Below are 19,756 nucleotides of genomic sequence, written 5' to 3'. Positions count from 1 at the left end.
GGGGCGACCCCCCACACCCCCCGGTTCGCTTCGCTCATGCAGAAACCCTCGGGCTGCGGCGCGCGTTCGCGGTGTGCGCCGCGTTCGCGGTGTGCGCCGTGAGGGCGAGGGTGGCGCGGCAGCCGGCGAGGACCCCGTGCGCCAGGTCGGTGCCGGAGGTGTGGCCGACCGCGAGGAGACGGCGGACGGCCGCGGTCGGCGGCTCATGTCCGGCGACGCAGCGCAGCACCGCGGCGACCTCGGCGCCCGCGCCGCCCGCCGCCGCGCAGTGCAGCAGCGTCGCGGCCAGCGCGGTCGTGCGGGTGCCCGCGTCGGCGGTGACGGCGGCGCCGAGCCAGTCGGCCAGCCGCACCGCGGTCCTGCCGTGCCGGACCGCGTCCCCGACGAGGCGCAGGGACACCAGCAGGCCGCACAGGATGTCGTCGCCGCTCGGCGTCAGGCCAGGGCCGAGGCCCACGATCCGCTCGGCCGCCTCGACGGCGCCCGCGAGGTCGCCGCCGGCGCAGCACTCGGCGAGCACGTCCGGATCGGGGTGGCCGGACAGGCCGCCGCCCGCCATCCCGGCGTCGGTGAACGCGGCCTCCAGCGACCGGATGCCGGTCGCGAGCGCGGCGGGCTGCATCCCGCCGAGTGCCGGAGACGGGTCCCACCAGCGGCGGATCCGGACCCGCAGCCCGTCCGCCTCGACCCGGCCGTCGCCGACGAAGGCGTCGCCGCCCTCGCGGACGGAGCGGAACGGGTGCTCGCGGCGCGTCGCGACGACCACCACGGCGTTCGGCAGCCGGTGCGCGTCGGAGGCGACGACGGCGAGCACGCGCGGTTCTGGGCCGCCCCGCATCTCCAGGTACAGCGCCGAGGGGAAGACGGCGATGACCCGCGCGGCGCGGCGCGGCGGGTCCAGCAGCGGCCGCAGCGCGAGGCTCGCCGCGCCGGCGGCGGGCGGCCGCCCGCCGGGCCGTGCCGGGAGCGGGATCGGGTCGCGGACGAGGGCAGTCACTGATCCTCCCGAGGCCGGTATCGGTTGTCGTCCGGCACACGGCGTCCGGCGGGTGGGCGGACCGGCCTCTGCGGAGACCGTAGAACGGCCCCCGCGGCGGACGTATGGAGAAAGCTGCCAAGGATGGTTGTCATCGTTCGTCTTTGTTGTCAGTGTTGATCAGGAACAGGTAGCGATCACGCCGTAACGGGCGATGTACGCACCAAAAGGCGAGGTGACCCCTGGCATGAGTTACACCAGCGCGGACCCGGGCCCACCGGCCCTCAGGCTCGCGAGCACCGGAACACTGACCTATGGCCTGTCGGTCGGCGAGGTCCTCGGCGTCAGCACCCTCAACGGCGCCCGCCTCATCGCCGGACGGGCCGGACTCGAGCGCATCGTCCAGCGGCTCAACGTGATGGAGGTCCCCGACATCCTGTCGTGGGTCAAACCGAACGAGCTGCTCCTGACCACCGGCTACCCCCTCCGCAACACCCCCCAGTCGCTCGGCAACCTGGTCGCCGACCTGGACGAGCGCGGCCTCGCGGCCCTGGCCATCAAGCTCGGCCGCTACCTCGACTCGCTCCCCGCCGAGATGATCGCGCAGGCGGACCGGCGCGGCTTCCCCCTGATCCTGCTCCCCAACGACGTCGGCTTCGACGACATCCTCAACCAGGTCCTGACCGACATCCTGAACCGGCAGGCGGCCGTGCTCGCGCGCACCGAGGAGGTGCACCGGGCACTCGTGCAGATCGTGCTGTGCGGCGGCGGCCTCCAGGAGGTCGTGGACGAGGTCGCGGCGCTGCTGGAGGCGGCGGTCGTCGTCCTGGACGGCGAGCAGCGCGTGCTCGCCGGCGCCGGGCCGGACGAGCACGTCCAGGCGATGCGCGCGTTCGACGCGGGCCGGCACGCGGCGTGCGGGCGCGGCGGCTGCGGCATCATCGGCGCGCACGGCACCGGCGACCACCTGGTCGTGCCCGTGATGGCGGGCGGCTTCGACCACGGCCGCATCGTCGCGTTCAGCCCGGACGGCACGCTGCGCGGCACCGACCTCGGCATCCTGGAACGGGCCGCGACCGTCGCCGCGCTCGTGGTGACCAAGCAGCAGGCCGTCGCCGCCGTCGAGAGCAAGTACCGCGCCGACTTCCTGCGCGACATCCTCGCGGGACGCGCGGGCGACGACGGCCGGGTCATCGCCCACTGCGACGGGTTCGGCTGGGACCTGGACCGCCCGGTGATGGTCGTCGTCGCCGAACTCGACGGCCGCCCGCGCGGCACCGGCGGGCCGGTTCCGGCCACGGCCCCCGAGAACGACGCGACGGGCCGCGGGAAAGGATCCGAGTCCGACGGCGGGAACCGCGGCGGGCGCGGCATCGAGGAACGGTCCGCGCAGGAGCGCCTCGCCGCCGCCTGGACCACGGCCGTCCGGCGGCACGACCGGGGCGCGGCCGTCGCGAGCTTCGCACACGAGGTCGTCGCGATCGTCGGCGCCGACGGCGGCGATCCGGCCGAGCTGACGGCCGGACCGCTCCACGCGATGGTCAAGGAGGCGTCGTCGATCTTCGCCGAGCACCAGCCGGTGCGGCGGACGTTCTCCACCGGCATCAGCCGGACGGTGTCGTCCCCCGCGGCGCTGCCCGAGGCGTACGAGCAGGCGGTCAAGGCCGTCAGGGTCGGCCGCCAGCTCAACGGCACGGGCGCGCGGGCGCACTTCGACCAGCTCGGTGTGTACCGGCTGCTGAGCCTGGTCTCCGACCCGGACGAGCTGCACGCGTTCGTCCGGGAGACGCTGGGCGACCTGGCCGCCGACGACGAGCCGGAGCTGGTGGACCTGCGCCGCACCCTCCAGGTGCTGCTGGAGACCAACCTCAACGTCGCCGAGACCGCGCGCCGGCTCCACTTCCACTACAACACGCTGCGCTACCGCATCGGGAAACTGGAACGGATGCTCGGAGCGTTCACCGAGGACGCGCATCTGCGGCTCAACCTCACCCTCGCCCTTCACGTACTGCGCATGCGCGGTATCTGAGGGTAGTGCCACCGCCTCGGCCGCGTCCGCCCGGCGCGCCGGGGCGGCCTCACGGGCCGCCGCACGGGCCACCGCACGTGCCACCACACGGGCCTGTCCTCCCAATCGAGGACCCGGGCTTTGGCAGATGTCGCCGATGCCCGTCCATCAGGGTAGATCTACCTTGCCCGCATGAACGCGGTCGGCTGAACGCGGCCGGTTGAACAGGGAGGGGCCCCCGATGGTGATCGGCTGGAAGCTGCACGGCGACGGACGCACACCGCCGCCCGGTGAGGTCGTCAGACCCGACGAGCGGCTGTCGTGGCCGCGCACCGCGGGCATCGGCGCGCAGCATGTGGTGGCGATGTTCGGGGCGACGTTCGTGTTCCCCGTGGTGATGGGCCTGGACCCCAACCTGGCCATCATGATGTCCGGGGTAGCCACGATCCTGTTCCTGCTGATCGTCGGCGGCCAGGTGCCGAGCTACCTCGGCACGAGCGCGTCGTTCGTCGGCGCGGTCGCGGCGATCCGCGCGGCGGGCGGCGACAGCGCCACCGTGACCGGCGCGATCCTCGTCGCGGGCGCCGTGCTCGCGGGAGTGGGCGTACTGATCCACTTCGTGGGCGGCGACGTCATTCACCGGATCTTCCCGCCGGTGGTGACCGGCGCCGTGGTCATGCTGATCGGATTCAACCTGGCCCCCGTGGTCGCCACCGTCTACTGGCCTCAGGACCAGTGGGTGGCGCTGGCGACGCTGGCGTTCGCCGTGCTGTGCGCGGTGCTGCTGCGGGGGTTCTGGGCGCGCATCACGATCCTTCTGGCGCTGGTGTTCGGCTACGTGCTGTCGTGGGTCCTCGACAAGGCCGTCGGTTCCATCACGTCGGTGCTGCCGGGTCAGAACCTGCTGGACGCGTCGGGCCAGGCGTGCGCGGCGGAGGGGCCCTACTGCGTGGCGACCGCGTTCGCGCACGACCGGGTCGAGTTCGCCGGCGTGGAGTCGGCGAGCTGGTTCGGGTTCCCGAGCCTGCACGGCCCCGACTTCAAGACGTCGGCGATCCTGCTGGCGCTGCCGGCGGTCATCGCGCTCATCGCGGAGAACACCGGGCACGTCAAGGCCGTGTCAGCGATGACCGGTGACGACCTCGACCCCGTCCTCGGCCGCGCCATCGCCGCCGATGGCATCGGCACCGTCCTGGCCTCCTCGGTCGGCGGCTCGCCCACCACCACCTACGCCGAGAACATCGGCGTGATGGCGGCGACGCGCATCTACTCGACGGCCGCGTACTACGTCGCCGCGCTCGTGGCGATCCTGTTCGGGCTGTGCCCCAAGTTCGGGGCGCTGGTCGCCGCGACACCGGGCGGCGTGCTCGGCGGCATCACCGTCGTGCTGTACGGGATGATCGGCCTGCTCGGTGCGAAGATCTGGGTCGAGAACCGGGTGGACTTCGCCGACCCCGTCAACCTCGTCCCGGTGGCGGCCGCGATCATCCTGGCGATCGGGAACGTGACACTCCAGATCACCGACGACTTCCCGCTGCAGGGCATCGCGCTCGGTACCATCGCGGTCCTGCTCGGCTACCACGTCCTGAACGCGGTGCGCCGCCCGGACGGGTCGGGCGGCGGCATCATCGCGCCGTCGGAGAAGGAGATCGGCGGCCCGGTCCGCCACCCGAAGAAGGAAGCGCCCGGCACCGAGACGGGCTGAGGGGACCGCGCAGTGAAGCCACCGCCGTTCGGCTACCACGCCCCGGCCACCCTGGACGAGGCGCTGGACGCGCTCGCCGCCGCACCGTCGGGCAAGGTGCTCGCCGGCGGCCAGAGCCTCATCCCGCTGCTCAACATGCGGCTCGCCGCCCCGTCCGACCTCGTCGACATCAACCGCGTGGGCGAACTCGACACCGTCCACGCGGGAGACGGGGGCGTGCGGGTCGGCGCGCTCGCCCGGCACGCGCGGGTGGAGCGCTCCGCGGAGGCCGCGGCGGTCCAGCCGCTGCTCGCGCAGGCGCTCCGGCACGTCGCGCATCCCGTCATCCGCAACCGGGGCACGGTCGTCGGGAGCCTCGCGCACGCCGATCCCGCCGGGGAGATGCCGGCCGTGCTGGCGGTCCTCGGCGGGACGGTCGAGGCGGCGTCCGCGCGTGGACGCCGGACGATCCCGGCCGCCGAGTTCTTCGCCGGGCCGCTGGAGTCGGCGCTCGAACCCGGTGAGCTGGCCGTCTCCGCGTTCTTCCCGGCGGCGCCGCCGCGCACCGGCACCGCGTTCGCCGAGACGGCGCGGCGGCACGGCGACTACGCGCTCGCCGGCGTCGCCGCCGTCGTCACCCTCGACGAGGACCTGCGGGTGTCGGCCGCCCGCGCCGGGTACCTCGGCATCTGCGACGTCCCGCTCGTCCTCGACCTGACCGGCCCGGCGGGCCCGCACGGCGACTGGGCGGCGGCCGCCGCGCACGTCCGGGAACGCGTCGACCCCGACACCGACATCCACGCGGGCGCCGAGTACCGGCGGCACCTGACCGGCGTGCTCACCGAGCGCGCCCTGACGATCGCGGCGGCCGCCGCCATGGACTCGGCGGCGGGCGCCGGGATGAACGCGGCGGCGGCCGACGCGCCGCGGAAGGCGGGAGACTGATGGAGGAGAGCCTCGACGTCGCGATGACCGTCAACGGGACGCTCCGCACGGCCCGCGTCCCCGCCCGGCGGCTGCTGTCGGACCTGCTCCGGCACGACCTCCGGCTCACCGGCACCCACGTCGGCTGCGAGCACGGCGTCTGCGGGTGCTGCACCGTCCTGCTGGACGGCGAGCCCGTGCGGTCGTGCCTGATGTTCGCCGTCACCGCCTCCGGGCACGACATCACGACCGTCGAGGGCCTCGCCGGCGAGGACGGGACGCCGTCACCCGTCCAGCGGGCCTTCCGCGAGTGCCACGGCCTGCAATGCGGCTTCTGCACGCCCGGGTTCCTCTGCACGGTCACGGCGCTGCTGCGCGAGACGCCGCGTCCGACCGAGGACCAGGTCCTTGAGGGGATCTCCGGGAACCTGTGCCGCTGCACCGGCTACCAGAACATCGTCAAATCGGTGCACCGCGCCGCGGACCTGCTCGCCCGGCAAGCCGAAGAAGGGGAGGACTAGATGGGGACGCGGGTCTTCGGTGAGCCGGTCGAGCGCCGCGAGGACGGCAGGCTCCTCACCGGCAGGGGCCGCTACCTGGACGACCTCGGGCACGACGCGCTCGCGGCGGCGTTCGTCCGGTCCCCGCACGCGCACGCCCGGATCGCCGACATCGACGTGTCCGGCGCCCTCGACGTGGACGGCCTCGTCGCCGTCTACACCTGGGAGGACCTGCCGGGCCGGGTGGGGGAGCCGCTGCCGCTGCTGATCCCGCACCCGTCGCTCACCCACGGCCGCACCGGCCACCCGCTCGCCCGCGACGTCGTCCGGCATGTCGGGGAGCCCGTCGCGATGGTCGTCGCCCGCGACCGCTACCTGGCCGAGGACGCCGCCGAACGCATCCGCGTGGAGTACGAGACGCTGCCCGCCGTCGTCGGCATCGAGGCCGCGTCCCGGGCCGGGAACCTCGTCCACGACGATGTGCCGGGCAACGTCGGCGCCGTCCTGACCCAGGAGAACGGGGACGCCGCCGCCGCGATCGCCGCCGCCCCGCACGTGCTGGAGTTCAGCCTCGCGATCGAGCGCAGCGCGTCGATGCCCCTCGAAGGACGCGGCGTGTACGCGCGGTGGGACGCCGACGACGGGTCGCTGCGCGTCTACTCGTCCACGCAGGCGTCCACCAGCGTGCGCGCCGCGATCGCCGCGCGGCTCGGGCTGCCGAACGGCAAGGTCGAGGTGATCGCGCCGGACGTCGGCGGCGGCTTCGGCGTCAAGATCGTCCACCCGTGGCCGGAGGAGATCCTCGTCCCGTGGGCGGCGCGGCTGCTGGACCGCGAGATCAAGTGGGCCGAGGACCGCCGCGAGCACTTCGTGTCCGCCGCCCACGAGCGCGGCCAGCTCCAGGACGTGCGGGTCGGGTTCGACGACGACGGCCGCATCCTCGGCCTGGACGTCCGGATCCGGCACGACCACGGCGCCTACACCCCGTACGGGATCATCATCCCGATCGTCACGTCCACCCAGCTCCTCGGCCCGTACAAGATCGGCGCGTACCGGGCGGAGGTCGTCAGCCTCTACACCAACACGCTGATCGTCACCCCGTACCGGGGCGCGGGCCGTCCCCAGGGCGTGTTCTGCATGGAGCGGACGATGGACCGCGTCGCCCGCCACCTCGGCCGCGACCGCGCCGACGTGCGCGCCGCGAACTTCATCCAGCCCGACGAGTTCCCTTACGACCAGGGCCTCACGTTCCAGGACGGCCGCCCCCTCATCTACGACTCGGGCGACTACCCGGAGCTGCTCCGCAAGGCGCGGGACCTGATCGGCTGGGACGGTTTCGAGGCCGAACGCGCCGCCGCCTCGTCCCGGGGCCGCCGCCTCGGCATCGGCCTCGGCGTCTACGTCGAGGGGACGGGCGTCGGTCCGTACGAGGGCGGGCACGTCGAGATCGACACCTCCGGGCGGGTGCACGTCTCCACGGGCCTGACCTCGCAGGGGCAGGGCCACGAGACCGTGTTCGCGCAGATCGCCGCCGCCGAACTCGGCGTCCCCATCGAGGACGTGCACGTGACGACGGGCGACACCCGCCGGTTCGGGTACGCGGTCGGGACGTTCGCGTCCCGCGCCGCGGTCATGAGCGGCAACGCGATCGCGCTCGCCGCCCGCAAGGTCCGCGACAAGGCGCTGCGCATCGCCGGCGAGGCCCTCGAAGCCGACCCCCGCGACCTCGACATCAACGACGGCGTCGTGCACGTGCGGGGCGACCCGTCGTCGGCGGTGCCGCTGCGGACGGTCGCGGTGCTGTCGAACCCGCTGCGGTACGCGTTCGACGAGGAGGCCGCGGCGGCGACGCAGTTCGCGGTCGGCCGCCCCGTCACCGAGCCGCCCGTCGCGGCCGGGGACGAGCCGGGGCTGGAGGGACGCGACTACTACTCGCCCGTCCGGTCCACGTTCGCGGCCGGGGCGCACGCCGCGATCGTGGAGGTCGACCCGGACACGGCGGAGATCGCCGTCCTGCGGTACGCGGTGGTCCACGACTGCGGGCGGCTCATCAACCCGATGGTCGTCGAGGGGCAGATCCACGGCGGCGTCGCGCAGGGCATCGGCGGCGCGCTGTACGAGCGGATGGTCTACGACGAGTCGGGGCAGCTGCTGAACGCCTCGTTCATGGACTTCCTCATGCCGTACGCGACGGAGATCCCCCGCATCGAGACCGACCATCTGGAGACGCCGTCGCCGCTGAACCCCCTGGGGATCAAGGGCGCGGGGGAGGCGGGCGTGATCCCGGTGTCGGCGGTGATCGCCTCGGCGATCGAGGACGCCGAGGGCATCCGCGTGGAGTCGATGCCGATCTCCCCGGACGAGCTCTACATGCTCCGGCGGCGCGCCGGCAGCGACCCGTCCCTACGCGTCCGGGAGGGCGTCCGCGCAGGCTGACGGGCTGGTGCCGGCGGGCTGGTGCCGGGCGGGCTGGTCCGGGCGGGGTGGTGCTGGCGGGGTTGGCTCGGGTTGCGGGGGACCTCAACCCCGCCAGCGTGTTGACGATAGTGAAGCGCCGCCTTTGCGTTCGGCGTAACCGGGATTCCTCCGGGAAGGTCGGCTTTCAGCCGTGCGCCTGGGGCTTGTCGGGGACGTTGCCGCCGAGGGACTTCGGCAGGTAGTTCTCGACGGCGGCGGGCCGGAAGCCGGCCTGCTCGATCCAGTTCAGGATCATCTGGAGCTGCTGGGCGAGGCCCTTGCGGTAGTGCATGAGGACGATGTCGCCGGGTTTGAACCCCTTGCCGCCGTCGCCGCGCGCGAAGCCGTTGAAGCCGACGCCGGGGCCGGACGTGCCGTTGTAGAACTCCGCCGACCACAGCAGGATCGACTTGATGCCGCACTCCTTGGCCATCCGGCGGGTGGTCTCGTTGAAGCTGCCGAACGGGGGGCGGAGGATCTCGGGGCGGCGTCCGTACTGCTTCTGGATCTGGTCGGACGCCTCGCAGATCTCCTTCTTCTGCGCGTCGGGACCGAGCGTCGCCATGTTGGGGTGACTGACGGTGTGGTTCTCCATCACCGAGCCCGCGTTGCGCATGGCCCAGAAGTACTGTCCCTGGCCTTTGATGTAGGTGGAGGTCAGGAACGTCATCATCGGAACCTTCTCCTTCCGGACGAGGTTCACGAACTCGGCGTCGTAGGTGTAGCCGTCGTCGATGGTGAGGAAGACGACGCGGTCCTGCGTCTCGATGTTCTTGATGACCGGGGGGAGCCCGTCCTTGGAGGGTTCGGGCATCGTCCAGGAGCCGGGCTTCGGCGTCGCCCACTTCTGGTCGGCGAGCACCGAGGCGAGTTGCGTGCGCATCGGCGGTCCCGAGTCGCCCGGGAGGGCGGTCGCGACGGGCCAGCCGCCCGCGGCCACGCCGAGCACTCCGGCGGCCACCATGGTGATGACGGGCGTCTTCCCTCGCATCTGCCGCGTACTCCGTTCGTTCGGTGGGGTCGTTCGGTCGGGTCGTCCGGTGGGGTCGTCCGGTGGGGCTCGCTTCGGTTGACGCGCCGGTGGCGGCGCGAGTTCGCGGCCGACGGAACCCGCCGGACATATCTGACCATTTCCAGGGGGCGTGCGGGTAGCTTCGCCCAAACCTCGGCGTGGAGTCGGCAGATGTTGCCGTTCGGCCGGGCGGCGGCATTCCCTAAGGTCGGGTCATGCAGCTCAACGGCAGTGCCACCGTCGCCGCGCCGCTCGCCCGCGTGTGGGACGCGCTCCAGAATCCGGCGGTCCTGGCCAGGACGATCCCCGGGTGCCGTTCCCTGGAGGAGACGGGCCCCGACACCTACCGCATGACCGTCTCGGCGGGCGTCGCCTCGATCCAGGGCACCTACGTGGGGCAGGTCGAACTCGCCGAACCCGACCCGCCGCGCTCGTTCGTCCTGCGGGCACGCGGGCAGGGGGCGCCCGGGACGGTGGACGCCACGGTCCGCGTGCGGCTCTCCGGCGGCGACGGCGCGACGCGGATCGACTACGACGCGGACGCGGTCGTGGGCGGGATGGTCGGCGGCGTCGGCCAGCGGATGCTGGGCAGCGTCGCCAAACGCACCGCCGGCGAGTTCTTCGCCGCCGTCGAACGCGACCTTGCCGCACTCGCGTCCGCACCCGTGTCCACACCCGCGGAACCGGAGCCCGCCGGGCCGCGGGCACCGGGCGTCCCGGCCGCGGCCGGTGCGGCGGGCGCGGTCTACGCGGGACGCGCCGCGGCCGAGCCGGAGCGGGCGTCCGTGGCGTGGCCGATGGCCGTCGCGTTCGGCTCCGGCGGCGCCGTCGCGCTGGCCGGAGTCGCGCTCGGCTACCTGCTCGGCAGGCGATCCCGCACCCGCTGAGCCCCGTCCACGCCGGGAACCCGTCCACGCCGGGAACCGGCCCACGTCGGGGCGCGCACTTGCTGATAAACGACGGCGGGCACCCGGGGCGATCGATCACCCAGGGTGCCCGCCGGTCGGAGGCGTCAGCCGGCCGCCATCAGGTCGACGACGAAGATGAGCGTCTCGCCCGGCTTGATGGCGGGGCTCGGGCTGCGGTCGCCGTAGGCGAGGTGCGGCGGGATGACGAGCTTGCGGCGGCCGCCGACCTTCATGCCGACCAGGCCCATGTCCCAGCCCTTGATGACGCGGCCGGTGCCGAGCTGGAAGTCGAGGGTGGAGCCCCGGTTCCAGGAGGCGTCGAATTCCTCGCCGGTCGACCACGACACGCCGACGTAGTGCATCGACACGTTCGAGCCCTTGGCGGCCTCGGGGCCGTCGCCCTCGGTGATGTCGGTGATGTCGAGGTACTCGGGCGGCTGGCCCTCGGGGAAGTCGATCTCGGGGCGTTCAAGCGCCATGAACGGGCTCCAGCGGTCTCGTGGAATGCGTCGGTCGATTGGAACGGCCCAGCCTAGCGGCATCGCGGTCTGACGAAAGAACACCGCGTCCATTGGCAGATCACGACGGTTTCCCAGGTGGCGAGTGTCCGGTAGACCCTTGACCATGGCGAGGCGGCTGCGGATCGGGATCGACACGGGCGGGACGTTCACCGACGTCGTCGCGCTGGACATGGACGCGACCGGGGACGGCGGGGGGATCGTCACCACGAAGACGCCCTCGACGCCCGCCGACCCCGCGGAGGGGTTCGCGGCGGGCGTCGCCAAGGTGCTGGGGCTGCTCGGTGCGGGTCCGGAGGACGTCGCGGCGCTGTCGCACGGCACGACGGTCGCGACGAACCGCCTCCTGGAGGACCGGATCGACGACCTCGGGTTCATCACGACCGAGGGGTTCGAGTCGATCCTGGAGATCGCGCGGCAGAGCGTCCCCGACGGGTACGGCAACAGCTACTTCTGGGTGAAGCCGCCGCGGATCGTCCCCGCGCACCGGGTGCGGACGGTCGGCGGGCGGCTCGACCACACCGGCGCGGAACTGCGCCCGTTCGACGAGGAGTCGGCGGTCGCGGCGGCCCGCTGGTTCCGCGACGCGGGGATCCTCGCGATCGGGGTGTGCTTCCTGCACTCCTACGCCGACCCGTCGCACGAGCTGGCGATGCGGGACGTGCTGCGCCGCGAGCATCCGGACGCGGTGGTGTCGCTGTCGTGCGAGGTGCTGCGCGAGTACCGCGAGTACGAGCGGTCGGTGACGACGCTGGTGGACGCCGCCGTCAAACCCGCGATGAACGGATACCTGGCGCGGATCGCCGAACGCGTCGCGGCCCGCCTGCTGGTGATGAAGAGCAACGGGGGCGTGCTGTCGGCGGAGGAGGTGGCCCGGCAGCCGATCACGACCGTGCTGTCCGGCCCGGCGGCGGGCGCGCTCGGCGCCGCGTTCGTCGTCGCCCACCGTGGCCGGGGAACGGGTGGTCGGCGAACGGGTGGACATGGAGCAGGCGGTCATGGCTCGGTGGTCACGCTGGACGGCGGCGGCACGTCCACCGACGTCGCGGTCGTCCTCGACGGCGAGCCGACGCTCACGACCGAGGGGACGATCGGGCGGCATCCCGTCAAGATCCCGATGATCGACATCGTGACCGTCGGGGCGGGCGGCGGCTCGGTCGCGTGGCGGTCGCCCGAGGGCGCGCTGAAGGTCGGCCCGCGCAGCGCGGGCGCCGACCCGGGCCCGCTCTGCTACGGACGCGGCGGCACCGAGGTGACGGTGACCGACGCGCACGCCGTCCTCGGCCGCATCCCGCCGCACCTCCTCGGCGGCGAGGTCCCGCTGGACGTGGGCGCCGCCCGGACCGGCGTCGAAGCCCTGGCCGGGCGACTCGGTCTCCCGTTCGAGCGGGCCGCCGCGGGCGTCCTGGAGATCTCGGCGTGGAACCAGGCGAACGCCATCCGGCAGATCACCGTGAAGCGGGGCCTGGACGTCCGCGACTACCCCCTCGTCGCGTTCGGCGGCTCCGGGCCGCTGCTCGCGTGCCGGCTGCTCGACGTCCTCGGCCTGCCCGCCGCCGTGATCCCCGAGAACCCCGGCAACGTGTCGGCGTTCGGGCTCCTCACGGTGGACGTGAAGAACGACTACGTCCGGACGCGGGTCGTCCGCGACGCCGAAATCGATCCCGCGCTGCTGGACGGCGTCTACGCCGACCTCGAAGGGGAGGCCGCCGCCGCCCTCGAACGCGAGGGCTTCCCGGAGGACGGGCGCCGCTTCGCCCGCTCCGCCGACCTGCGGTACTACGGGCAGGCGTTCGAGGTCCGGGTCCCCGCGCCCGCCGGGCCGCCGGACGAGGCGTTCCGCGCCGAGGTGGTCCGCCGGTTCCACGACGCCCACGAGGCCCTCTACGGCTACTGCTACCGCGACGACCCGCGGCACCCGGTCGAATGGGTCAACCTGCGGGTCTCCGGCATCGGCCCGATCGCCCGCCCCCGCCTGGCGGAACGCCCGCCCGGGGACGGCGACCCGTCGCGTGCACGCACCGGTACCCGGCCCGTCTACTTCGACGCCTGGGAGGAGACGGACGTCTACCGGCGCGAGAAACTCGCCCCGGGCGACAGGATCGGGGGCCCGGCCGTCATCGAGGAGTTCGGCTCGACGCTGCCGCTGCACCCCGGCTTCACCGCGGAACTCGACGGCCACGGCAACCTGGTGGTGACCCGATGATCGACCCGATCCTCCTGGAGATCGTCGAGGGCACCCTCACGTCGGTGGAACGCGAGGTCGAGACGGCCATCGCCCGCACGGCCCGCTCCCCGATGATCCGGGACGCGCACGACTTCCGCGCGGGCATCCACGACCGCCGCCTCCGCAAACTCACCGGACGCTCCTACTCGGCCCTCGTCCAGCCGGTCGCCCGCGACTTCCCGCTGGAGGAGATGCGTCCGGGCGACGTGTTCTTCCACAACGACGTGTACCTGTCGGAGGGCGGCATCGGGCACCTGCCCGACCTGTGTGTCACGGTCCCGGTGTTCCACGGCGGCGAGGTTGTCGCGTTCGTCCAGGCGTTCGGCCACCACGACGACATCGGCGGCGCCGTCCCCGGCTCGATGCCGAGCCACGCCCGCAGCGCGTTCGAGGAGGGCCTGATGGTCCCGCCGATCAAACTGTGGGACCAGGGCGTCCCGAACGCGGCGGCGTTGACGATCATGACCCGCAACTCCCGGATGCCCGACTCCCTGGCCGGCGACCTGGACGCCGAATGCTCGGCGTGCCTCATGGGCGCCCGCCGCCTCGGCGACCTGTTCGCCCGCTACGGCCGCGCCGACATCGAGGCGTGCTTCGACGCCGTCATCGGCAAGACCACCGAGACGTTCCGCCGCGAACTTCTCTCCAAGATCCCGGACGGGACGTTCGTGTGGGAGGACTACGCCGAGCACGACGGCGTCGACCCGCCCCGCCTGCACGCCCAGCGCATCACGCTGACCGTCGAGAAGGCGGCGGACGTCCCCCTGACCATCGACTTCGCGGGCACATCGCCCCAGGCCAAGGGCCCCATCAACCACGCCGGAGACTACGCGGACGGCGTCTTCCTGAAGAAGTGGCTGGCGCCCGTCCTGCGGAACCTGGCCGACACTCCCGAGCGCGCCGCCGAACTGGACGTGAACGAGGGCGTGGTGCCGCTCATCGAGATGCGCTTCCCGGAGAAGGGGACGCTCCTCACCCCCGTCTTCCCGGCCCCGACCAACGCCCGGACCTTCGTCATCCTGCGCCTCCTCGGCGTCCTCGCGGGCGTCCTGGCCAAGGCCACGGGCGGCCGGATGCCCGCCGACCAGGAGACGATCCGCTACACCGGCGTCTACGGCGAGGACGACCGCGGCCCGTACCTGATGCGCGAGGTCCTCGGCGGAGGCTCCGGCGGCCGCTACTACGCCGACGGGGAGGACACCATCCACGTCGTGCCCGACTCCCGCAACATCCCCGCCGAGTTCGCCGAGTCCCGCTGGCCGTTCGTCGTCGAACGCCTCGGCCTGGCCGTCGACTCCGGCGGCCCGGGGGAGTACCGCGGCGGCCTCGGCTACGACAAGCACCTGCGCATGCTCCGCGACGCCCACTACATGTCGATCGCCGACCGCTCGATCCTGTCCTGCTGGGGCGTCAACGGCGGCCGGGCAGGACGCCCCTTCCGCGTCGACATCGACGGCGAGGAGATGGAGGGCCTGGTGGACGGCCATCCCGTCAAGGCCGGCCAGATCATCCGCATCCGCACCACGGGCGGCGGTGGCTGGGGCGACCCCCTGAACCGCGACCCGTCCCGCGTGGTCGGCGACGTCCGCGACGGCAAGGTCTCACCCGAAGGCGCCCGCACCGACTACGGCGTGATCCTGGACGGCGGCCAAGTGGACGAGGAGGCGACCGCCTCCCTGCGCACGCGCCTACGCGCCGAACGCACCCCCACCCCGTTCTTCGACCGGGGCCCCGGCTACCCGGAACTCTCGGGAGGACTCCCATCCGCCGACCTCGACACCCTCTGAGACGTCACCCCGCCCTCCACCCCAGAGCGGCGTCCCGCTCTCCGTCTCTGAGCGGTGCCCGGCCCTCCGGCCCAGAGCCGTGTCCGGCCGTCCGGCCCGGAGCGGTGTCCCGCCGTCCAGCTCTGAACGGCGTCCCGCCCTCCCAGTCCAGAGCGGTGCGCCTGCGACTGGCGCATCATGGGACGTCCCTCGCGGACAGCTCGAAGGAGCCGGTGTCGATCCCGCGCGTCAGGACCCGGCGTGGACGGATACGGATCCACGCCGAGTCGAACGGCATGCCCGCCTCGATGCGTTCGCCGAGCTCCTCGCCCCCGGTGAGGTGCGTTTCCGCGCGCCCCCTGATCTCGATGCCGCGTGGCGCCCAGGGATCGACGGACGCCAGGTCGTCCACGGCGAACGCGACCTCGGGGTTGCGTTCGGCATCGCGGAACTTCTTGCTCGCCGCCATGCCGCTGCCGGCGTGGCCGCCGATCACGATGCTCTGGTCGTCCGCATCGAAGAAGACCCCTACCGGCGTGATGTGGGGCCGGCCACCGGGTCCTACGGTGGCCAGGCGGCCGAGGAGCCGGCCGTGCCTCGGGCGCCGACGTCCTGTGCCCGGGAGGACTGCCGCCCGAAGACCAGGTGCGTCCAACGGTGCGGGCGCTGCTCGACCGGCTTCATCCCGCCCCGGCGGTGGTCCTCAACCGGCTCGGCGACACCCTGGCCCACACCCCTGGCTACGAGCGGCTCGCCGGGCCCATCGGCCTGCTGGACGGCGAGCCGCCGAACCGGGCCCGGTTCGTCTTCACCGACGAGCGGGCCCGGACCGCCTACCCCGACTGGGACCGCGTCGCCGACGAACGGGTCGCCGCGCTCAGGGCGGAATCGTCACCGGACGATCCGTACCTCACCCATCTCGTCGAAGAGCTGACCATCACGGCGGGCGCACCGTTCACCGAACGGCTCCACGCCGCCCCGGCCACACCCCGCCGCACGGGCGTCGAGCGCCTCGTCCACCCCGGGGTAGGAGAGCTGCGGCTGGCCTACGAGGTCCTCGACGCTCAGACCCAGACCATGATCGTCTACTTTCCGGCCGACGACACGACCTCCGCTGACCTGGACCACCTCACCCGCGACCCCGGCACCACCCTGCACGTGATCCACGGCTGACCCCGCGCGCCCGCATCACGTCCCCAAGCCCTGGGGTTGTCACTGGGGGGCGTAAGCGGCTGGTGACCAGGGTGTTCTAGGTGTACTGCTCAGGGACGGGGTCAATCTGGTGATGGGTGGTTTGCCGCCGGTTGCGGTGTGGGGCCGGTGGTGATTGTAAGAGTGCAGCCACGCTGGGAGGGCTTTGCGGCGGGCTTGTTCGGAGCTGTAGAAGCGGCCGAGGGCCCAGCCGTCGGCCAGGCCAGGGTGCGGTGGGGGCGTTCGACCTTCCCGTTGGTCTGGGGCCGGTAGGGCCTGGTCTTCTTGGGTCGGATGCCGAGCTGGGCGCACGCGTCGCGCCAGGCGTGGGATTTGTAGGCCGAGCCGTTGTCGCTGAGCACTCGCTCGACGGTGACGCCCCGGGCGGCGAACCAGGCGACGGCGTTGCCGAGCACCCCAATGGCGGTGGCGGCCTTCTCGTCGTCGTGGATCTCGGCGTAGGCGAGGCGGGTGTGGTCGTCGATGACGGTGTACACGAACGCGGTGCCGACCCGCGGTTCGCGGCGGGTGTTGCGGGCGCCGGTGCGGCGGGCGGTGGCCTCACGGCTGCGTTCGCCCTGGACCCGGCCGACGAACCCCAGCCGCCGCCGTCGGGGATGTTGCCGAGTTTCTTGACGTCCACGTGCCCTGCCCGGGCCCAGCCGCTGCTTCCACCGCAGGTGCACGATCTTGCGGACCATCGACTGCGGGGTGCGGGACGGGCTGTGACGCGGCCGACAGGACCGGTCGGCCATGCCGGCCGCACCCTCGGCCCGGTACCTGTCGGCCCAGCGTTTGGTCTTTGGCCCGGCCTTAGCTGGGCGACCGGGTGGTACCCGGACCCGACCCACCGGTTGCGCGCCGAGGATGCCCCGCACGTGCCGGATCTCAGGAAACCGGAGGCCGTCCTCACTCCGTTCGCCGGCTCCGACCATTCGACGACATCGTGGTGCCGGCCTTCTCCGACGACGGCCGCTTTCTCGCCGTCACCAGCGAAGACGGCGAGCTGGCCGTCTACGACACGGCAGACCGGTCCAAACGTCTCCGCGTGACACCCGTCTCGGCCGGCCGGGATGTCATGTGGGTGCCCGGGCGGCACGTGGTCACGCTCAAGGAGGACGAGGACGACGAGGTTCTCCCGTGGGCCTACGACCTCGACGCCGACACCGAGATCGACATTGCGGTGCAGCCGGGCCGCGCACGCTCGCGCACCGGCCGCTTCCGGGTCGAGTACGGCGTCGGCGATCGGGTGGACTTCAACTCCGGGCGGTCCACGCCCGAGCGTACGGTGTGGCTCGGTGACGGATCCGCCGACCGGGTAACGCGCGTGACCTTCAGCGCGGACGAGCCCCGGATGTTCGTCGCGCACGGCTCGAAGGTGCACGTGATCGAGCCCGCCACCGGCCGGGCCCTGGACACCATCGCCGTGCCAGGCGACTGGCTGAACGCTGTGGCGGCGAGCCCGGACGGCGCGTACCTGGCCGTGGCGAGCGAGGATTGGAACGATGAGCGGAAGAGCACACCGGACATCTACCGGGTCGCCGACCGTGAGCTCATCATGCGGCGCCCGACCAAGGACCCCATGCAGGCTGGGATCAGTGCCCAAGCCCTGGCCTGGTCGCCCGACGGCGCTCGGCTGGCGGCCATCGTCGAGAACCAGATCCATCTCTTCCGCGTCGGCCTGCCAGACGAGCCACCAGTCGGTCTCAGGCTCTCGGCGCCGTGATGGGCTCGATATGGGTATAGCGACGAGACCGATAGCGAGACACGCGACCCCTCAGCAGAGCCGACCGAGGCGTCTCCGGCCTGGACTGGCCTGGGGACTGGCCTGGGGCCGGGCTGGACATGACCGGGGCCGGGCTTGGACCTGGGGTTGAGCGGATGCAGGTGCGGCTGTTCGTTTCTAGGGACCGGCGGTTTGGCGTTGGCCTCGGGGTTGGAGCCTGGTTCGGGGTGGAGGGGGCCGGGGTGTACGGCGTCGGCGAATGCGGTCGGCGGGTGCGGCAAGGGGTTCGTGCGGCACTGGTCCCACGTTGGTTGGCGTGTCCGGTTCCCGAGGCTGGGGGACTGCGGGGGGAGGCGCCGGTGGTGGACGGTGGCCGGGTGCGTCATCGGGGCTGTGGGGGCGGTAATCGGGGGTGTGGAGGCGGTAGATGTAGCGTCCGTCGGCACCCCGGGTGATGCGAATCTGTGCCGGGTTGGCGTGTTTGTGTCGGTTGTGCCAGCCGCAGCAGGGGGCGAGTTTGTCGATGTCCGTGGGGCTGTTGCCCAGCGCCCAGCCATGCACGTGGTCGACTTCGCACAGGGTGGCGGGGACCTCGCACCCTTCGACCGCACATGTGGGGTAGAGGGCTTCGAGGACGCGACGCTGGGCGGCGGTGGCGAGCCGGACGGTGTGCCCGAGGTAGAGGGGAAGACTGCCCCGGCCGAGGATCAGGGCTGAGACGCCGGCGTTGAGGGCGATGCGCCGCGCCTGGGCGGCCGGGATGGGGGTGCCGTCGGTCAGGCGTGCGGGGGTCGTGCCGCCGGTGAGGGTGTCAAGGTCGCAGAGGACGGTGACCTTGGTGGCGCGATGTCCGCCCGACAGGACGTGCGTCAGGGCCGCCGCCGTGCGTTCGGACAGGTCGCGGCGGTCGTCGGCCCCCGCTGGTTTGGCCAGGGGCGCGAGGGTGCCGTCCCAGATGGCGGCGTCTTCGGCGTTGAGCCAGCCCTTCACGTAGCGGCCGCCGTCCAGGGAGCGGGTGGAGTCGATCCAGGATCGTTCGTAGCCGCGCCGGGATTCGGGGTCGGGTTTCTCGGTGCCGTCGCGTTCGGCGATCAGGTCGGTGATCCGGGTGCCGAACGCGGCGACCTTACCGGCGGAGAACCCCTTCCCGGCCAGATCGAGCAGGATCTCTTCGGCGGCGGCGCAGTCGTCATCGTCCAGACGGGTCACGGCACCGGCCACGGTGGCGGCGTACCCGTAGGACAGGCCCCCGCAGGCGAGCAGATCGCCGACCTTGGGCAGGCGGTGGAGCTGGCGAGCCAGAGCGAGACGTTCCTTCGCGCGGGCCTCGCGCATGCCGAGGCGGGAGCGCAGCCAGGCACGGGAGGACGGGTAGCCCCAGCGGCGCATCTCACCGGCGGCGTCCACCAGGCCGATGAGCCCCGCGAGGACGCTCTCGTGCCGGTCGGTGGCGGCGGCGAGGGTCTCGGCGGCCCGCATGCACTCCGCCGGGGAGTCGGGTGCGTCCCGGCGGGCGAGTTCGGCTGCGATCGAGGCCGCCGCGTCCACCAGCCGGGTGGTGGACATCGACGCCACATCGATGATCTCAGTCGAACACATGCTCCAATGTTATCGAACGAACACAGAGCGTGTTCGCATTCGGAGGTGAGAATATTGAGTCCCTCTGGACAGGCGAGGAGGGCGGCCCATCGAAGTCCTCGCGCTCGGCCGCCTCAGCGCCCGGGTTCGCGTCCGGCGGCGAGTTCCTCGAAGACATGGTCGGGGTCGTGCTGTTTCCAGTACCGGAACATCAACGAGACACGGCCGTCCGCACCGAACGAGTTGATCGGCCGTGACGAGTCGACGAGATAACGCGGTTC

Annotated in this window: 15 protein-coding genes and 1 pseudogene; 10 read left to right on the top strand and 6 right to left on the bottom strand. The window is 72.6% G+C overall.

The window, feature by feature from the left end:
- Positions 1–34 precede the first annotated feature (34 nt).
- Positions 35–997 carry a DUF2877 domain-containing protein gene (locus ACGFIS_RS07980; RefSeq protein WP_392902776.1) on the bottom strand — a complete coding sequence of 321 codons (963 nt, stop codon included), beginning with the start codon at positions 995–997 and terminating at the stop codon, positions 35–37.
- Positions 998–1,223: 226 nt separating this feature from the next.
- Here ACGFIS_RS07980 and ACGFIS_RS07975 point away from each other — a divergent pair, with 226 nt between their 5' ends.
- From ACGFIS_RS07975 to cutA, 5 genes are all read left to right on the top strand, one after another.
- Positions 1,224–3,005, top strand: a complete 1,782-nt coding sequence (locus ACGFIS_RS07975) for a PucR family transcriptional regulator (protein ID WP_392902779.1) — start codon at positions 1,224–1,226, stop codon at positions 3,003–3,005.
- A 220-nt stretch (positions 3,006–3,225) separates the two neighbouring features.
- Positions 3,226–4,689, top strand: a complete 1,464-nt coding sequence (locus ACGFIS_RS07970) for a uracil-xanthine permease family protein (RefSeq protein ID WP_392902781.1) — start codon at positions 3,226–3,228, stop codon at positions 4,687–4,689.
- A gap of 12 nt (positions 4,690–4,701) precedes the next feature.
- Positions 4,702–5,613 (top strand): FAD binding domain-containing protein, encoded by a 912-nt coding sequence (locus ACGFIS_RS07965; RefSeq protein ID WP_392902783.1) that lies wholly within the window; start codon positions 4,702–4,704, stop codon positions 5,611–5,613.
- The gene (locus tag ACGFIS_RS07960) at positions 5,613–6,113 is read left to right on the top strand and encodes a (2Fe-2S)-binding protein (RefSeq protein WP_392969994.1); all 501 of its coding nucleotides are present in this window, start codon (positions 5,613–5,615) and stop codon (positions 6,111–6,113) included. The genes ACGFIS_RS07965 and ACGFIS_RS07960 overlap by 1 nt, the downstream gene beginning before the upstream one ends.
- Entirely contained in the window at positions 6,114–8,528 is a 2,415-nt protein-coding gene (gene cutA / locus ACGFIS_RS07955; RefSeq protein WP_392969991.1) for an aerobic carbon-monoxide dehydrogenase large subunit, read from the top strand.
- Positions 8,529–8,694: 166 nt separating this feature from the next.
- On the opposite strand, the gene ACGFIS_RS07950 is transcribed toward cutA, so the two are convergent.
- Positions 8,695–9,540, bottom strand: a complete 846-nt coding sequence (locus ACGFIS_RS07950; RefSeq protein WP_392902788.1) for a polysaccharide deacetylase family protein — start codon at positions 9,538–9,540, stop codon at positions 8,695–8,697.
- A gap of 236 nt (positions 9,541–9,776) precedes the next feature.
- Here ACGFIS_RS07950 and ACGFIS_RS07945 point away from each other — a divergent pair, with 236 nt between their 5' ends.
- Positions 9,777–10,448 (top strand): carbon monoxide dehydrogenase subunit G, encoded by a 672-nt coding sequence (locus tag ACGFIS_RS07945; protein ID WP_392902790.1) that lies wholly within the window; start codon positions 9,777–9,779, stop codon positions 10,446–10,448.
- Between the two features lie 125 nt (positions 10,449–10,573).
- Here ACGFIS_RS07945 and ACGFIS_RS07940 read toward each other — a convergent pair whose 3' ends face one another.
- The gene (locus ACGFIS_RS07940; RefSeq protein ID WP_392902792.1) at positions 10,574–10,948 is read right to left on the bottom strand and encodes an FKBP-type peptidyl-prolyl cis-trans isomerase; all 375 of its coding nucleotides are present in this window, start codon (positions 10,946–10,948) and stop codon (positions 10,574–10,576) included.
- 145 nt (positions 10,949–11,093) lie between these two features.
- Here ACGFIS_RS07940 and ACGFIS_RS07935 point away from each other — a divergent pair, with 145 nt between their 5' ends.
- Together ACGFIS_RS07935 and ACGFIS_RS07930 are read left to right on the top strand one after the other, a co-directional pair.
- A complete protein-coding gene (locus ACGFIS_RS07935; protein ID WP_392902794.1) occupies positions 11,094–13,193 on the top strand; it encodes a hydantoinase/oxoprolinase family protein in 2,100 nt (699 codons plus the stop codon).
- The gene (locus tag ACGFIS_RS07930) at positions 13,190–15,001 is read left to right on the top strand and encodes a hydantoinase B/oxoprolinase family protein (protein ID WP_392902796.1); all 1,812 of its coding nucleotides are present in this window, start codon (positions 13,190–13,192) and stop codon (positions 14,999–15,001) included. Before ACGFIS_RS07935 ends, ACGFIS_RS07930 begins: the two co-directional genes overlap by 4 nt.
- 175 nt (positions 15,002–15,176) lie before the next feature.
- On the opposite strand, the gene ACGFIS_RS07925 is transcribed toward ACGFIS_RS07930, so the two are convergent.
- A complete protein-coding gene (locus ACGFIS_RS07925) occupies positions 15,177–15,635 on the bottom strand; it encodes a PPOX class F420-dependent oxidoreductase (RefSeq protein WP_392902798.1) in 459 nt (152 codons plus the stop codon).
- 2 nt (positions 15,636–15,637) lie between these two features.
- Here ACGFIS_RS07925 and ACGFIS_RS07920 point away from each other — a divergent pair, with 2 nt between their 5' ends.
- Positions 15,638–16,153 carry a hypothetical protein gene (locus ACGFIS_RS07920; protein ID WP_392969988.1) on the top strand — a complete coding sequence of 172 codons (516 nt, stop codon included), beginning with the start codon at positions 15,638–15,640 and terminating at the stop codon, positions 16,151–16,153.
- A 39-nt stretch (positions 16,154–16,192) separates the two neighbouring features.
- Here the strand turns inward: ACGFIS_RS07920 and ACGFIS_RS07915 are convergent.
- Positions 16,193–17,022: pseudogene (locus ACGFIS_RS07915) on the bottom strand (DDE-type integrase/transposase/recombinase).
- 95 nt (positions 17,023–17,117) lie between these two features.
- On the opposite strand from ACGFIS_RS07915, the gene ACGFIS_RS07910 reads away from it, so the two are divergent.
- Complete coding sequence (locus tag ACGFIS_RS07910) at positions 17,118–17,897, top strand: WD40 repeat domain-containing protein (protein ID WP_392902803.1); 780 nt, start codon at positions 17,118–17,120, stop codon at positions 17,895–17,897.
- A gap of 177 nt (positions 17,898–18,074) precedes the next feature.
- Here ACGFIS_RS07910 and ACGFIS_RS07905 read toward each other — a convergent pair whose 3' ends face one another.
- Complete coding sequence (locus ACGFIS_RS07905) at positions 18,075–19,496, bottom strand: DUF222 domain-containing protein (RefSeq protein WP_392902805.1); 1,422 nt, start codon at positions 19,494–19,496, stop codon at positions 18,075–18,077.
- Positions 19,497–19,756: the final 260 nt, after the last annotated feature.

The organism is Spirillospora sp. NPDC048824, from assembly GCF_043198455.1.
Taxonomy (GTDB): Bacteria; Actinomycetota; Actinomycetes; order Streptosporangiales; family Streptosporangiaceae; genus Spirillospora.
The sequence above is the reverse complement of the archived record's forward strand: the minus strand, read 5'-3'. Positions and strand labels throughout refer to the sequence as shown.